The sequence below is a fragment of the Mucilaginibacter sp. genome (assembly GCF_039921305.1).
GTDB lineage: Bacteria > Bacteroidota > Bacteroidia > Sphingobacteriales > Sphingobacteriaceae > Mucilaginibacter.
On sequence record NZ_JBDSCA010000043.1, the window covers coordinates 88,825 to 103,750 of the forward strand.

The window sequence follows — 14,926 nt, forward strand, 5'->3', positions numbered from 1 at the left end:
AGCCCAGTAATTGTTATGTTTGAGATAATTGATTAAACATCCGGATGAAAAAAATCGTTCTGTATATATTATGCATTTGTTTTAGCGTTTCCGCTTTTGCGCAAACCAAACACAGGGTTACCAAAAGCGATATAAGTTACCAGGTTAAAAACATGGGCTTTATGTCAACCGGAACCATCGGCGGTTTTGAGGCCACAATTTTATTTGATAAAGATCATTTAGCTACCAGTAGCATCGAAGCTTCGGTTAATGTGAATACCATCAATTCTGAAAGCGATATGCGTGATGAGCACCTCAAAAAGGAGGATTATTTTGATGCGGAACATTATCCAAAGATCAGCATCAAATCTGTTTCGTTTAAAACGAAGAATGCAAGCAACTATACCGGTCAGTTCAACGTAACTATTAAGGGTAAAACAAAACTTGTTGAATTACCTTTTACGTACGTAGTTAGTGGCAGTACGGCTGTTTTTAAAGGAAGTTTCAAATTTAACCGGCTTGATTTTGCCATTGGCGATAAAAGCATGGTGTTATCAAACGAAGTAACTATAACTTTAAACGTGGAGACTGCCTTTTAAGAGAGAACAAACAAATATGGGCAGTTGCATCAGTGCCATTGGCACCGCTAATCCACAATATAAAATACCGCAGCAAACCATTTACCATTTTATGGTGAAGGCTTTTGGTTTGGACGATAATAACGCATCGCGCCTTAAACAAATTTATGATGGTTCGGGTATTGATCATCGCTATTCCGTGATTCCGGATTTTGGATATTCTGACCCTCAAGCTTATACTTTTTTTGGGAAGGGGGCTAACCTTGAACCATTCCCCAGCACTCAAAATCGCTTACAACTATACCAGCAAACCGCGGTTGGCGTTGCCGCCGATGCCGCTAAAAAGTGTTTTGAAGCTTTTGATCAGGATATCGCGCAAAGCATAACGCACCTCATCACGGTAAGCTGCACCGGCATGTACGCGCCGGGAATAGATATAGACCTGGTAGAAAAACTGAGCCTCAATCGCCGTACCGAACGCACGTGTATTAACTTTATGGGATGCTACGGCGCTATCAACGCCCTCAAAACCGCCGATTACATTTGCCGTGCCGATGCTGATGCCAAGGTGTTAGTTGTTAGTGTTGAACTTTGTACCCTGCACTTTCAGAAAGCGAATACATTGGATAACTGGGTGGCAAATTCATTATTCTCGGATGGTGCCGCGGCCGTTTTGGTTGAGAATGAAGTTAACCGGAATAGCAAAGGCCCAAGCCTGTTGTTAAAGAGTTTTTATTCGGAGTTTATACCTGAAGCCAGTGATGATATGGGCTGGTATGTAGGTAACCACGGTTTCGAAATGAAGCTCACCAGCAAGGTATCCAAACACATCAAAAAACACATCAAACCATTAACCGAAAGTGTTTTAAAAAAAGCAGGCTTGAGCTTTGAGCAGATACATAACTTTGCCATTCACCCCGGTGGCCGCAGTATTTTAGAGGCTACCGAGCAGGCGCTTGATATTAATCCGGCAGCTAACCAATTAGCTTACGCGACATTAAAGGAATACGGCAATATGTCATCGGCAACCATATTATTTGTATTGGAGAAGATATTGAGATCGGATATTGAAGCCGGAAAAAACATCCTGAGCTTTGCTTTTGGACCGGGATTGACGGTTGAAGGCATGATACTGGAAACAAAGGCATGACAGATGTGATCATAGTTGGTGGCGGATTAGCGGGCTTATTCAACGCCATACAGTTGAATAGGGCTGGTTTGCAGGTAACCGTGATAGAACGTAAAAGCTACCCCTTTCACCGGGTTTGCGGCGAGTATATTTCTAATGAAGTGATCCCCTTCCTTTCGGGATTAGATATTGATCTGAATGATTTGGATGTGGCCCGCATCAACCGTTTACAAGTTACGTCAGTATCGGGCACAGCACTCTCTAAAAAACTCGACTTAGGTGGTTTTGGCCTGAGCCGATATACCTTTGATAACTACCTCTACAAAAAAGCACAGGCCGAAGGCGTTAACTTTCTACTGGATACCAAGGTAGAAGACATTGTTTTTAAAGATGAACGATTCGAAGTTACCATCCCCGGCAAGGTATTAACCGCGCCTTTGGTTATCGGTTCATTCGGTAAACGCTCCAATCTCGATCAAAAACTAAAGCGCGATTTCTTCTATAAACGCAGCCCATACCTCGCCGTAAAATTCCATATCCGTGCCGATTTTCCGGATGATCTGATCCAACTCAACAACTATAAAGATGGCTACTGCGGCGTGAGTAAAATTGAAGCCGACCGCTATTGTATGTGCTACCTTGCACATCGGGATGATTTGCGTAAGTATGGTAACCTGCAAGAGCTGGAGCAAAATATCATCTGCAAAAATGCACATCTCAAAAAGCTTTTTGATACAGCCGAATTTTTATTGGATAAACCTGAAGTGATCAACGAGATATCTTTCGAGAAAAAGCAACCTGTAGAAAACCACATTTTAATGAGTGGCGATACCGCCGGCATGATTGCACCGCTTTGTGGCAACGGCATGACGATGGCTATCCACTCGGCCAAAATATTATCCGAAACTATATTGCAATACTATCAGCCTAACGACTTTAATCCGCGCAAGCGTAACCAAATAGAACAAGCCTATACCGCCGAATGGGAAAGCAAATTTGCCCGCAGGCTATGGATAGGCCGACAGTTACAACGCCTATTCGGCGCTAACGCCATGACTACTTTGAGTTTAAAAACCCTGAATGCCTTGCCGCCATTGGCAGATTACCTGATCAGTAAAACTCACGGCCAACCATTCTCATAAAACAATGGTCAACCTAAAACAACGCTCCACCGATGCCGAAATAATGGACGACTTTAGTTTGCCCGATACCGAGGTTGTGCCCGTTTTGAAAGGGCTGGAAAAAATGAATGCTTTATTCGGTGGGCATAAAATGCTGATCAAAGCATTAAAAAGCCTATCCATAAAATCGGGCGATAAGGTAAGCGATTGGGGTTGCGGTGGTGGCGATGCTTTACGAGCCATTGCAAAGTGGGCAACTAAACAAAACATCCAACTTAAATTAACTGGGGTTGATGCCACCGCATCCGCCGTTGAATTTGCCCGGCAGGAGGCTGAACCCTATCCAAACATCGATTTTATTTTAACCGACGTATTAAGCGACGATACCATTCCCCTCTCGAGAGGGGGCGCGGTATATAGTGCGGCAGCAGGGGTGTGTTTGCCAAACGGCGAAGGACACACCCCTCCACCCCTCTCAAGAGGGGAATCGCACATGGCCAACGCTTCTTTTGAAAGGTCCCAGTTACACTCCAATCAATTCGATGTTGTTTTCTCTAGCCTGTTCACGCACCATTTCGCCGATGAAGAGTGGATAGTGCTCGTTAAAAAGATGGTTGATTCCAGTAAAAAGGCCGTTATTATAACCGACTTGCACCGGCACTGGTTATTATACTATGCTATTATCTTCATCGCTTATACCTTCACCAAAAGTAAAATGGCAAGGTTTGATGGGCCCTTATCCGTTAAGCGCAGCTTTAAAAAACACGAGCTTGTTAACTTATTACAACAAAGTGGGTTAACAAATTATAAAATCGAGTGGAAATGGGCCTTCAGGTGGCAGGTCATCATTTACAAATCGTAACTTAGCGGGTAACATTCTTTTATCCCGGTATCTAAACATGAAACTCCGTGTACTCGTTTTAATTAATGCGCTGGCCGTTGCCATCACTATATCTATAGTCAACTACTACTTCCGCCATAGCTGGTACGATGTGGCCATCACCTTTTCGGCGAGTTTTGTGAGCAGCTTTATCTTCATTTATTATATGATAGAGCGCTTTATTGTGGGTAAGATCAAGATCATTTACAAGCTTATCCATAACCTTAAACTGGGTAAAGATTTGAAAGATGCCATTGGCGACCATGTTACCAGCGACCCGATAAACGATGTGGAAAAAGACGTAAAGGAATGGGCCAAGCAAAAGAAATCGGAAATTGAAGACCTTAAAAAGCAGGAACAATTTCGCCGGGATTTTTTATCTAATGTTTCGCATGAGTTTAAAACGCCGCTTTTTGCCATACAGGGTTACATTGAAGCGTTACAGGATGATATGGACGACCCGGTAATGATAAAGCAGTTTTTAGATAAGGCATCAAAAAATGTGGACCGGCTAAGTTACCTGGTTAAAGACCTGGACGAGATCTCAAAACTGGAATCGGGCGAGATACCGATCAATTACAGCAAATTTAAGATCAACGATCTGATCAAAGAAGTAATAGAATCGTTGGAACTTAAAGCTCAACAACATAAGATCAAGTTATCCTATAAAGATAAATACGATGAATCGGTACTGGTAAATGCCGACCGCGAAAAAATCCACCAGGTATTGGTGAACCTGATTGATAACTCGTTTAAATACGGTAAAGAAAACGGCAATACCTTTGTAAGGTTATACGACCTGCATGAGCAGGTTTTAGTTGAAGTTACCGATGATGGCATAGGTATTGAAGAAAAGTACCTGCCCCGTTTGTTTGAACGTTTCTTCCGTACGGATAGCAGCCGGTCAAGGCAAATTGGTGGCTCGGGATTAGGGTTAGCTATTGTGAAACACATTATAGAATCGCACCAGCAAACCATTAACGTGCGCAGCACCGAGGGGCTGGGTTCTACTTTTGGCTTTACTTTACAAAAGGTACGTCAGCAATTACCGTTCCCTGTGTTACCGGTGTTGAAGAGTTAACATAGATTTAACATTCGACATGTACCTTTGTAGCATATTAATTTAAGCGATGTCGTTAAACAGCATATTCCAGTACTTTGTCCCTAAAGACAGAAAAGTGTTTTTTCCTTTGTTTGAGCAGGCGGCAGGCAACCTGGTTGTAATGTCGAACGTGTTAATAGAAGCCGTGAATACTGCTGATCTGAAAAAAAGAGAAGAGCTGTATAATCAGATAGATAAGCTGGAAAACTTTGGCGACGAGCTAACCCACCAGATATACCAGGAACTCAGCAAAAACTTTATTACCCCTTTTGACCGGGAAGACATCACCGCCCTTACAAGCGCTATTGATGATGTTGCCGATTATATACAGGGATCGGTAAACCGGATGAGCTTGTATAAGGTTGAAGAGATCAGTAAGTCGATGATCAGTCTTTCAGAACTCATATTAGCCGGGAGCCTTGAAATAGACAAAGCTATTAAGGAGCTAAAAGATCTGAAGAATGTTCGTGCTATTGCCGATTGTTGTATCCGCATTAATAATATAGAAAACCAGGCGGATGATATTTTTGATCGTGCCGTAGCCGACCTGTTTTTATACGAAAAAGATGCGATAAACCTGATCAAATACAAAGAAGTATTAGCAGCCCTTGAAACCGCTACTGACATGTGCGAAGATGTGGCTAACGTTTTGGAAACCATATTAGTTAAAAACGCGTAACCAGTATGTCGTTATTGGTTATTGTAATAGCCCTGGCTATTTGTTTCGATTTTATAAACGGTTTTCACGATGCGGCAAACTCTATTGCTACCGTGGTATCAACCAAAGTACTAAGCCCCCTGCAAGCTGTTTTGTGGGCGGCCGCCTTTAATTTTCTGGCTTATTTTTTATTAAAAGACCATAAAGTTGCCGCAACAGTTGCCAAAACAGTTCACGAGCAATTTATTACCCTTGATGTAATTTTAGCAGGGTTGATTGCCGCTATTACCTGGAATTTAATTACCTGGTGGTTTGGTATTCCATCAAGTTCATCACATACGCTGATAGGTGGTTTTGCCGGAGCCGGAATGACCAATGCCATGTTTATGCATCAAAGCGCATTGGGCGCTATAAATATGGGGCCAATAATCCAAATCATTGCTTTTATATTTCTGGCACCCTTTATAGGTAGTTTTATTGGCTTTGCTATTAATGCGGCCATGCTACACATTTGCAAAAACGCCAAACCATCCAAAGCCGAGGTTTGGTTTAAACGCCTGCAACTCATATCGTCGGGCGCGTTAAGTTTTGCACATGGTGGTAACGACGCGCAAAAGGTAATGGGTATTATCTATATTTCGATGATAGCCGGCGGCGCCCTGCCCGCAAAGGCGGATATGCCCGAATGGATACCTTTGGCCTGTTACTCGGCTATAGCTTTGGGTACCATGAGCGGTGGATGGAAAATTGTAAAAACCATGGGAACCAAGATCACCAAAGTAAGCCCATTGGAAGGTTTTAGTGCCGAAACCGCCGGTGCCGTAACCTTATTTGTTACCGAAAAGTTTGGTATCCCTGTATCTACAACACATACCTTAACGGGATCGATCATTGGTGTGGGATTAACCAAACGGGTTTCAGCCGTGCGGTGGGGAGTAACCATCAATTTGATATGGGCATGGATAATCACCATCCCTATTTCGGCCTTGATAGCCGCGGCGGTTTTTGCTGTGGTTCGTAATTTTTAACTACCGGTATCCCATAGCCTGCAAATTGAACAGTTCGGCGTAACGGCCGTTAAGGTTTAATAATTCGGTGTGGCTACCTATTTCTTTCAGTTCTCCTTTTTCAAGCACTAATATCCTATCAGCCATTCGTACCGGCGAAAACCGGTGCGAAATAATGACGGCTGTTTTTCCTTCTGTTAGTTTAGAAAACCGTTCAAAAACTTCGTATTCGGCCCGTGCATCTAAGGCGGCAGTGGGCTCATCTAATATTAATAATTGCGAGTTACGCATGTAGGCACGTGCCAGGGCAACCTTTTGCCATTCGCCTCCGGATAGGTCAACACCATCGTAAAAACGCTTGCCTAACATCTGGTCGTATTTACCGGGTAACCTTTCGGCCAATTCATCTGCCAGGCTTTGATGGGCCGCAGAGTGGATCAGATCGCGGTTCTCTTCTTCGGCAATGTTGCCGATGGCTATATTTTGGGCAAAGGTTAACTGGTAGCGCAAATAATCCTGAAATATGATTCCCGTTTGTAAGCGCAGGTCGGCAATGTCATATTCTTTCAAATCATAACCGTCAAGCGTGATGCGCCCCTCGGTTGGGTCGTACAATCGCGAAAGCAATTTAACCAGTGTGGTTTTCCCCGCACCGTTTTCGCCTACAAGCGCCAGTTTTTCCCCGGCTTTTAGGGTAAAGTTTAAATGCCGGTTGGCCCAACGCTCAGCGTTATGATATTTAAAACCAACATCCTCAAAGCTAAAGCCTTCGCGGATAGGATTTGGAAAGGGCCTCGGGTTTGTGGCTGCTTTTATCTTTGGTTGGATGTCAAAAAACTCAAAAAAATCTTGCAGATATATTGCCCCTTGTGATACACTGGTAAAGCGGGTTAAAATGCCTTCGAGTAAGGAACGGAGTTGCCTGAATGAGCCCGCCAGGAATGTGAGGTCGCCTATACTGGTGCTGCCGTTTACCGCTTTTAAAATAATCACAACATAAGCGCCATAATATCCGGCACTGCCTAACATGGCGAAAAAAACACCCCATGCCGAGCGGCTCACTGCCAATTGTTTATTATCGGTATAAAACTGATCGGATAGTTTTTTGAATCGTTTGATGATAAAACCCGACAGATCGAATATCTTAACCTCTTTAGCGCTTTCATCGCTTGCGCCCAGGTACCTTACATAATCTAACTCGCGCCGTTCGGGTGTTTGCCCGCGGGTTAGGGCGTAGCTTCTATCATTAAAATACGATTCGCCTAAAAAGGCCGGGATAACCGCCACCAATAACAATACAATGAGCCATGGGTTGTAAACCATTAAGCCCGCAGCTAAAAACCCCATCGTGATCAGGTCCTGAACCTGGCTCATGGTTTGCGATAGTAATACCGTGCGGCCAACGGTTTGTTGCCGCGCCCGTTCAAGCTTATCGTAAAATACCGAATCTTCAAACTGATCAAGATCAAGCGTAGCCGCGTGGTTCATTATTTTGATGGACGTATTATTGGAGAACAGGTCTCCTAGCAGGCTATCCAACAAGGTAATCCCCCGGCTCAACATGTCTGATAGAATGGCGAGGCCAAACTCCAGCGCTACCAATTGCCATAAATGATCATGAGGTTGCACACCGTGGCTGCGGCTCAACATCACAATCTGATCTATAATTAATTTACCTACATATAAAATAGACAAGGGTAACGCCGACCGGGTGATGCGGAGCAAAAAGCTGCACACCGTCATCCATCGGCTGGTTTGCCATACCAGTTTAAAAAACCGGGGCAGATTTTTAAGTGCTGCTAATCGTTCTTTAAAGGTTAGCTTATCGGGTTTTGATCCGTTTTTACCAGAAACACGTTTTGCACTCATTGAGGCAAATTACGCAAAATTATGCGGTAGCTTTATCAGGCTTAAGTCTTAAAATTCTACATGCGCCCTGATAGAAAACACGCTTGCCGGGCCACGATCACTGTTATAAGCCGGGTTGTTTACAAACTGGTAATCGCCGGATAGGTAAAGGTTTTTATTGAGTTTGGCATTGTAAAAAACCTCGGCAATTTGCTCTGTGCTGTAGTTTGGCAATTTACCATCGCCAATAATAAAGCCATAACCGCCTACCGCTAAAAAATCGCGGTGATCTTTTGAGATACCGTTCACTACACCAGCTACACCAAAAACATCATCCGGGCGTTTCCAACCATCGCCTTTATAGCTAAAGCCCAAACTTATACTACGGTCAATTTCGGTAAAGGCCCAGGTGGCGGTTTTGCCATCGTTCCAGCTTGCACGGAAGAATGCGCCCAGGCTTTTGTTTAACTCCTGCTCGGCGTTAACACCTATGCCGTATTTAACGTTGCCATAAGTTTTGCCATTTATCACATCTAATGATACATCGGTGTGGTTTAAATATGCGTTGATCACATCCCGGTACACCGGGGCTTTGGTTACATTACGGAATAATAACAGGTTCACTTTCCCTTTATGGTTGTTAAAAACCATGTTTTTGGTGAACTCGACTGTAGCGCTGTGTGCATCCCAGAAATGGTAATCAAAATCTGGTCCGTTGGCATAGGTGCCCACTAATGTACCTGCCGCGCGTACTTCCCACTCCGGAGTAATGTATTCAACCACTACGCCATCGGTATAACCACGGGTATTGGCCGGGTAATCCCAGGCTCCATTACCCATTAGCGACCAGTTTAAAAATTGCGAACGGGGATCGTGACTATAAGAATTAGCATCAAAAATATCCGACAAGGCAAACTTACCCGCTGTTATTACGATCCGTTTTTTAGGCACATATTCTTTGAGTTGATTCATATCCGATTCAACCAATTCCGCATCTTTTGATAATGGAATATATTGCCTTAAAAACAAGCGCCCCATATATAATGCAGGCGATGGATTGCCAATGCGAAAAGTTTCGCCGTTTGAAAAGCCTGCTATACCACGTGCCGAACTTACGCCGCTACCACCCGATACTTCGGGGTTAAAATAAACTGCCCCACCTTTCCAAAGCTTGCGGCCAATGTAAAGTGTGGTAGTTAAACTCAAGGCTTCTTCGGCATCTTTGTTCAGGCTGTTATCGCCTGAGTATGGTGCTTTGAAAGATGGGTGGCTTTGATCAATAACCGTCATCTGGAAATGGGTGCTCCATTTTTCGATTGAGTCGGGTTTATTTTGCGCTGCCGCAATATAGCAAATCAACGAGAGTATGATGGTGGAGTAAGCTTTTTTCATATTAATTTATTAGGTAATCAACTAAAATTTGATTGAATTGTTTTTTAACTTATTAGACAAAGCTAACATTGAATTTAGACTTATCTAAATTCAATGTTAAAAGAACGAAACAGGCCTATTTATTAAAGAGAACACAGTTGGTGCGTTATAAGGCTTTTTTTCTCTCTACGCATTCCCTTAGTGCCATTTATGGTTAATCATAAACATATTTGATTAATTAATTGCTAAACATCAATTAATCACTATTTTTGCTCCACATATAAAAAGCTATGAGTCATCAACATTCGCACAAGCAAGAAGAGGAAGCTAAAAAATACGATTACCTGTATTATGTTATCGGTTTAGTTTTCGGACTGATCACTGGTTTCGTTATCGACAAATCGTTCATATGGGTACCTATTGGCGGTGTTTTAGGTTTATTAACCGCGGCATTTTTTGCCAACGTTGTGTCTAAAAGCAGTGAGAAGGGCTGATCCCGATCTGCCTCCATTCATCCGTAACTGGAACCAGTTTTATGGCATTGTTATTACATGGCTGGTTCTGTTAATTTTTGTATTTTGGCTCATCACCATAATTTTTAGATGAGCCTTCTCGACTGGATCGTTCTTGCCGCCACCATCCTCACCATAGTAATATATGGCACCTGGAAAAGCCGGGGCAGCAAAAACATCAACACCTATCTTCTTGGCGATCAATCAATGCCCTGGTATACCGTTGGGCTTTCGGTTATGGCTACGCAAGCCAGCGCTATCACTTTTTTATCGGCACCGGGCCAGGCTTACAGCGATGGGATGCGTTTTGTGCAGTTCTATTTTGGGCTGCCGCTGGCCATGATTGTGCTTTGTATCACCTTTGTGCCTATATTTCACAAGCTTAAAGTATTTACCGCTTACGAGTATTTAGAGCAGCGTTTTGATTTGAAAACACGCGCCTTAACGGCATTCCTTTTCCTGATACAACGCGGGCTATCAACCGGCATTACTATTTACGCGCCGTCTATCATCCTATCTGCTATACTGCATATCAACATTACTTACACTACGCTTTTTATTGGTGGGATAGTGATTTGCTATACCGTTTATGGTGGCACCAAGGCGGTATCTTATACTCAAATGCTGCAAATGAGTATCATATTCGGCGGCTTGTTTGTGGCGGGGGTTATGGTGTTTAATCTGCTGCCACAAGGAACAGGCTTTGTACACACCCTAAAACTGGCCGGCAAACTGGGCCGCATGAATGTGATTGACTGGAAGTTTGATGTAAACAACCGCTACAATATTTGGAGCGGTGTTATTGGTGGTTTCTTTTTGCAGTTATCGTATTTCGGAACCGATCAAAGCCAGGTGGGGCGTTACCTTACCGGAAGTTCTATCGGCCAAAGCAGGTTAGGTTTAATTATGAACGGATTGGTTAAGATACCCATGCAGTTTTTAATATTGCTGATAGGGGTTTTGGTATTCGTTTTTTACCAGTTTAACCAGCCACCGGTATTTTTTAACAATAATCAGGTTGAACAGATCAAACAAAGCCAATACGCTAAACAGTACGACACAATAGAACAGAAATACAGCGTGGCCTTTAGTCAGAAAAAGGTTAAAGCCGAAAGCTTAGTTGCGGCATTAGATTCAAAAGATCAGGTTAGGATAGATTCCGCGCAAAGCGAATTAAAAGCTGCCGATAAGCAAGCAGGAACTATCCGCGAAAGCGCCATAGCTTTGATGAAAAAAAGCGACCCGAAGAGTGACCCCAATGATACCAATTATGTATTCCTCACATTCGTTACTCATTATTTGCCTAAGGGTTTGATAGGCTTACTTATCGCGATCATATTTTTGGCTTCGATGGGATCAACGGCAAGCGCGCTGAACTCGCTGGCCTCAACCACGGTGGTGGATATTTATAAACGAATGATAAACCCCAACGGCAGCGATAAAACCTACATGCTTGCATCGCGCGGTGCAACCGTATTGTGGGGCTTGGTTTGTTTAGGAATGGCTTTATATGCCAGTCACCTGGGTAATTTATTAGAAGCGGTGAACCAGTTAGGCTCATACATTTATGGAACCATCCTCGGCGTATTTGTAGTCGCCTTTTATGTGAAACAGGTTAAGGGGCAGGCAGTGTTTATAGCGGCTGTGATTACCGAGATCATCATTTGTATTTTGGGCTATTATAATGCAGTTGCCTATTTATGGCTTAACGCGATTGGGTGTGTTTTGGTGATTGGGATAGCTTTAGTGGTGCAGATGCTTAAGAGGGAGAAGGGAGCCTCAATTACTAAAAGTAGTTTAATATAGCGAAAACTCTTTTGGCATCAGCGTAAGCTTTACGTTTGGCTGTTGCTTCAATGGCATTATAAAGTATTTATCAAAATTACTTAGAAGCTCTTTCATACCATCAGCCTTTATTCCATAACCGCCCTTATAAGTTTTTGTATTGAAGATACCGATAACCGAAATTTTAACCTTTTTTAAATCGGATTTGTAACCCTCTTCATACCGGATACTGGCACTATCGTTTGTGATTGAATCTTTAATGCTAAAGTCATAAGCAAACCCATCTTTGCTATCACCTACCACATCGATGTGTTTATATCTAATATTGGAATTAGCTTTATCATAGTTCTTAAGAGCATCTTCAAATTGCTCCCTGTTCCCGTTGTACTCGTAAGTTATAATTGGCGGGTAAGTAGCACTTACCCCACCAACAAAATATATACAAGTACCTAATAGGCAAACAAAAATAATCCCCCCCCAAAATATATAAATATTTAGCCATGTCTACTTCGCTTGTGCTACAACAGCAGCATTCAAACGCTCATACTCGCCATCTTTGGCGGCTTGTGCTAAGGCAACACCTTCTTTGGCGGTAGCTAAGGCAGCGGCTTTATCACCCTTCTTTAATAAGATGCGGGCTTTCCAAACTTTGATTGCGGGCGATTTGGCGTTGGTTTTTTCAACTTCGCTGATCCACTCTAAAGCTTTAGCCAAATCTTTATCGTTGTTGTAATAGTATTGTGCTGCCGCGAAGTATGGTTTCTTTTCGCCTTTCATGGCTTCGTCAATGCTGGCCATTACGCGGGCATCAACGTCGGTTTTGATGTTAAATGCGAAAGCTGTTTTTTCCCACATCAAATGCAGATCGGCACTGGTTGGGAAAACGTTGGCGAATTGGATGGTGAAGGTTTCAACCGGCTCTTTTAAGGCTATGGCCTTAACTTTGAAACGTAAAAAATCGTCTTCCTGTTTGTAAGTGTAGGCACCCCATGTTTTGCTGGTTTTGCTGAGGATGATGGTCCACTCTTTTGGATCGGGGATACTGAACAAGCCGTAGGTGCCGGCAGGTACTTTGTTACCTTCTATGGTTACATCATCGGTAAAGGTGATGGTTGTTGCCGAGTTTGCACCTGTGCGCCAAACCTGTCCGAAAGGTTCTTGTCCGCCCAACATTTTACGGCCTTTTGAATTTGGGCGGGAGTAAACTACGGTAACTTTGCCTAAGCCCAGATCCTGAATAATGGTTTGGCCAGAACTTGCGGCGGGAGTTTTTAAGCCCTGCGCATTAACGGTTAAGCTGCCGCAAAATATAATTGCGGATAAGAATAGGTATGCTAATGTTTTCATTTGAGTTTTTGGTTTAGACGAAATTAGGGAAATATGGGGAGAATTAAAGTAAGCCTCAGAAGATTACAAAACTCCTATAAAAATAAAAAGCCTCCCAACCTTGCGTCGGGAGACTTTCAACCTAAACCTTATCACAATTAAACCGGTAATTTTACCGATTCACTATAACTTATACAATTTCTGTACCAAAAATTAATTATCGGTCTAAAAAAAATTATTGATGGTTATTTATGACAGTATCCGGTTAAAAATCCGTCCTTATAAGCACGTACAGTCTGTACACGCTGTCGCGTTTGCCATACAGTGTATTATTGTGTTTGTTTACTGTTTAGTTTTTTGCGCAAAAATGTATCCAATACAAACAATGCCAATACCAGGTCGAACAGAACAAAACCGCGCATAATGTTGCCATTAAACAAATCCTGAACCTTTGGTATGTTCAAATCAACTTTGGGCAGTTCAAATGTGGATGCATGCCCGGTTTGCTGCCAGTTAATACTTGCCAGTACAAATACCAGTAACGCGGTAATGGTGAGCACAAAAAAGCCGCCTATTCCCCAAATGATGCGGGTATCAACCTTGGCTTTTAATGGCTTTAAAGCATTTTCTGTACGGATGGTTTCCATTACGTTGTAAGTAAACGCCATTGATGGTTCATCCAGCTCCATCGCTCCAAAGTCGGCGTTAAGCTGTAGCAGTTCGGTGTACTTTTGTTTGTACACCTCGTCGGTATCAATTAAAATACTGATGGCTTGCTGCTCTTCGGGGCTGCAAGTGCCATCAATATAGTTCCAGAGTTTTTCTTCTATCGCATTCATATCAGTTCGCGTGCTTCGTGTTTCAAATTTTGCTCCAGCTTATCTTTCAAACGCTGGCGCGCTCTAAATAGTTTTACCTTAACGGTATTGGCTTCCATGTTCATGGCCTGGGCTATTTCTTCGAGAGATTGCTCGCCTTTATAGAACATCGTTATAATAGCCGCGTCATCGGGCAGTAATTGATCAATGGCCTGGTTCACGTAAAACGACCGGGATCTGTTCTCGGCTAAATTGTTCTCTAATCCCGACGAGGTATTTTCCAGTTGAATATAGGTGTCCTCGTTATCAATTGATGTGGTGTTCAATCGCTTTTTTCGCAAAAACGTCATGGCGGTGGTATACACAATGCTATACAGCCAGGTACTGAACTTTGACCCGCCCTGAAACTGCGCCAGTGAACGGTAGGCTTTCACAAAGCAATCCTGCGTGATCTCTTCGGCGTCTTCGCGGCTTTTAGAAAAACGCATGGCCAAAGTGAACACAAAACGCTGGTGCCGTTTAACCAGATCGGCATATGCGGCCTGGTTACCTGCCAACGACTGGTTTATCAATTCGATATCTGTAAGCTTTGATTGCATCAATTATCGTTTATGACGCGGGTTGTGTTGATGAGGTTACAGTGTATATGTAAATATAGTTTATTTAGTTATTGAGTGTAGTGCTTATTAGATTATTGTGGGTAGGGCTAGATCGTTTAATTATTGGGCGTGTTGTGCTTATTGTTGTGTATAAGGTGTGAAGTTTATTATAATGTATTTATTGATAGTAGAAGAGTGGATTTTAATTGGGCT

The 14,926-nt window shown here is 42.9% G+C and carries 15 protein-coding genes; 9 read left to right on the forward strand and 6 right to left on the reverse strand.

Going from position 1 to position 14,926, the window contains the following annotated elements; all coding sequences use genetic code 11:
* The first annotated feature begins 44 nt into the window (after window positions 1–44).
* Genes ABIN91_RS12690 through ABIN91_RS12720 form a run of 7 tightly spaced genes read left to right on the forward strand, consistent with a single transcriptional unit; the run spans window position 45 to window position 6,475 of the window.
* Entirely contained in the window at window positions 45–578 is a 534-nt protein-coding gene (locus ABIN91_RS12690; RefSeq protein WP_348051484.1) for a YceI family protein, read from the forward strand.
* Window positions 568–1,707: a type III polyketide synthase gene (locus ABIN91_RS12695; protein WP_348051719.1), complete on the forward strand. Its 1,140-nt coding sequence runs from the start codon at window positions 568–570 to the stop codon at window positions 1,705–1,707. The genes ABIN91_RS12690 and ABIN91_RS12695 overlap by 11 nt, the downstream gene beginning before the upstream one ends.
* On the forward strand, window positions 1,704–2,828 hold the full coding sequence (locus tag ABIN91_RS12700) for an NAD(P)/FAD-dependent oxidoreductase (RefSeq protein ID WP_348051485.1): 1,125 nt from the start codon (window positions 1,704–1,706) through the stop codon (window positions 2,826–2,828). The genes ABIN91_RS12695 and ABIN91_RS12700 overlap by 4 nt, the downstream gene beginning before the upstream one ends.
* A gap of 4 nt (window positions 2,829–2,832) precedes the next feature.
* Complete coding sequence (locus ABIN91_RS12705) at window positions 2,833–3,669, forward strand: methyltransferase domain-containing protein (protein WP_348051486.1); 837 nt, start codon at window positions 2,833–2,835, stop codon at window positions 3,667–3,669.
* A 37-nt stretch (window positions 3,670–3,706) separates the two neighbouring features.
* On the forward strand, window positions 3,707–4,768 hold the full coding sequence (locus ABIN91_RS12710; RefSeq protein ID WP_348051487.1) for an ATP-binding protein: 1,062 nt from the start codon (window positions 3,707–3,709) through the stop codon (window positions 4,766–4,768).
* 49 nt (window positions 4,769–4,817) lie between these two features.
* Window positions 4,818–5,468, forward strand: coding sequence for a DUF47 family protein (locus ABIN91_RS12715; RefSeq protein ID WP_348051488.1), 651 nt, complete (start codon window positions 4,818–4,820; stop codon window positions 5,466–5,468).
* A gap of 5 nt (window positions 5,469–5,473) precedes the next feature.
* Window positions 5,474–6,475, forward strand: a complete 1,002-nt coding sequence (locus ABIN91_RS12720) for an inorganic phosphate transporter (RefSeq protein WP_348051489.1) — start codon at window positions 5,474–5,476, stop codon at window positions 6,473–6,475.
* On the opposite strand, the gene ABIN91_RS12725 is transcribed toward ABIN91_RS12720, so the two are convergent.
* Window positions 6,476–8,323, reverse strand: a complete 1,848-nt coding sequence (locus tag ABIN91_RS12725) for an ABC transporter ATP-binding protein (RefSeq protein ID WP_348051490.1) — start codon at window positions 8,321–8,323, stop codon at window positions 6,476–6,478.
* A gap of 48 nt (window positions 8,324–8,371) precedes the next feature.
* Window positions 8,372–9,694 carry a carbohydrate porin gene (locus ABIN91_RS12730; RefSeq protein ID WP_348051491.1) on the reverse strand — a complete coding sequence of 441 codons (1,323 nt, stop codon included), beginning with the start codon at window positions 9,692–9,694 and terminating at the stop codon, window positions 8,372–8,374.
* Window positions 9,695–9,963: 269 nt separating this feature from the next.
* On the opposite strand from ABIN91_RS12730, the gene ABIN91_RS12735 reads away from it, so the two are divergent.
* Both ABIN91_RS12735 and ABIN91_RS12740 read left to right on the forward strand, forming a co-directional pair.
* The gene (locus tag ABIN91_RS12735) at window positions 9,964–10,167 is read left to right on the forward strand and encodes a hypothetical protein (protein WP_348051492.1); all 204 of its coding nucleotides are present in this window, start codon (window positions 9,964–9,966) and stop codon (window positions 10,165–10,167) included.
* 108 nt (window positions 10,168–10,275) lie between these two features.
* Window positions 10,276–11,991: a sodium:solute symporter gene (locus tag ABIN91_RS12740; RefSeq protein ID WP_348051493.1), complete on the forward strand. Its 1,716-nt coding sequence runs from the start codon at window positions 10,276–10,278 to the stop codon at window positions 11,989–11,991.
* Here ABIN91_RS12740 and ABIN91_RS12745 read toward each other — a convergent pair.
* The 4 genes from ABIN91_RS12745 to ABIN91_RS12760 all read right to left on the reverse strand — a co-directional run bounded on the left by ABIN91_RS12745 (window position 11,983) and on the right by ABIN91_RS12760 (window position 14,713).
* Window positions 11,983–12,273: a hypothetical protein gene (locus ABIN91_RS12745; protein ID WP_348051494.1), complete on the reverse strand. Its 291-nt coding sequence runs from the start codon at window positions 12,271–12,273 to the stop codon at window positions 11,983–11,985. The two genes, ABIN91_RS12740 and ABIN91_RS12745, sit on opposite strands and share 9 nt — an antisense overlap.
* A gap of 201 nt (window positions 12,274–12,474) precedes the next feature.
* Window positions 12,475–13,317, reverse strand: coding sequence for a DUF2911 domain-containing protein (locus ABIN91_RS12750; RefSeq protein WP_348051495.1), 843 nt, complete (start codon window positions 13,315–13,317; stop codon window positions 12,475–12,477).
* 308 nt (window positions 13,318–13,625) lie between these two features.
* Window positions 13,626–14,135 (reverse strand): hypothetical protein, encoded by a 510-nt coding sequence (locus ABIN91_RS12755; RefSeq protein WP_348051496.1) that lies wholly within the window; start codon window positions 14,133–14,135, stop codon window positions 13,626–13,628.
* Complete coding sequence (locus ABIN91_RS12760) at window positions 14,132–14,713, reverse strand: sigma-70 family RNA polymerase sigma factor (protein ID WP_348051497.1); 582 nt, start codon at window positions 14,711–14,713, stop codon at window positions 14,132–14,134. Before ABIN91_RS12760 ends, ABIN91_RS12755 begins: the two co-directional genes overlap by 4 nt.
* Between the last annotated feature and the right edge of the window lie 213 nt (window positions 14,714–14,926).

Bases quoted from the DNA above. Each gene is read 5' to 3' on its own strand.
- ABIN91_RS12690 (WP_348051484.1), top strand. From the start codon at position 45: ATGAAAAAAATCGTTCTGTATATATTATGCATTTGTTTTAGCGTTTCC.
- ABIN91_RS12700 (WP_348051485.1), top strand. From the start codon at position 1,704: ATGACAGATGTGATCATAGTTGGTGGCGGATTAGCGGGCTTATTCAAC.
- ABIN91_RS12705 (WP_348051486.1), top strand. From the start codon at position 2,833: ATGGTCAACCTAAAACAACGCTCCACCGATGCCGAAATAATGGACGAC.
- ABIN91_RS12710 (WP_348051487.1), top strand. From the start codon at position 3,707: ATGAAACTCCGTGTACTCGTTTTAATTAATGCGCTGGCCGTTGCCATC.
- ABIN91_RS12715 (WP_348051488.1), top strand. From the start codon at position 4,818: ATGTCGTTAAACAGCATATTCCAGTACTTTGTCCCTAAAGACAGAAAA.
- ABIN91_RS12720 (WP_348051489.1), top strand. From the start codon at position 5,474: ATGTCGTTATTGGTTATTGTAATAGCCCTGGCTATTTGTTTCGATTTT.
- ABIN91_RS12725 (WP_348051490.1), bottom strand. From the start codon at position 8,323: ATGAGTGCAAAACGTGTTTCTGGTAAAAACGGATCAAAACCCGATAAG.
- ABIN91_RS12730 (WP_348051491.1), bottom strand. From the start codon at position 9,694: ATGAAAAAAGCTTACTCCACCATCATACTCTCGTTGATTTGCTATATT.
- ABIN91_RS12735 (WP_348051492.1), top strand. From the start codon at position 9,964: ATGAGTCATCAACATTCGCACAAGCAAGAAGAGGAAGCTAAAAAATAC.
- ABIN91_RS12740 (WP_348051493.1), top strand. From the start codon at position 10,276: ATGAGCCTTCTCGACTGGATCGTTCTTGCCGCCACCATCCTCACCATA.
- ABIN91_RS12750 (WP_348051495.1), bottom strand. From the start codon at position 13,317: ATGAAAACATTAGCATACCTATTCTTATCCGCAATTATATTTTGCGGC.
- ABIN91_RS12755 (WP_348051496.1), bottom strand. From the start codon at position 14,135: ATGAATGCGATAGAAGAAAAACTCTGGAACTATATTGATGGCACTTGC.
- ABIN91_RS12760 (WP_348051497.1), bottom strand. From the start codon at position 14,713: ATGCAATCAAAGCTTACAGATATCGAATTGATAAACCAGTCGTTGGCA.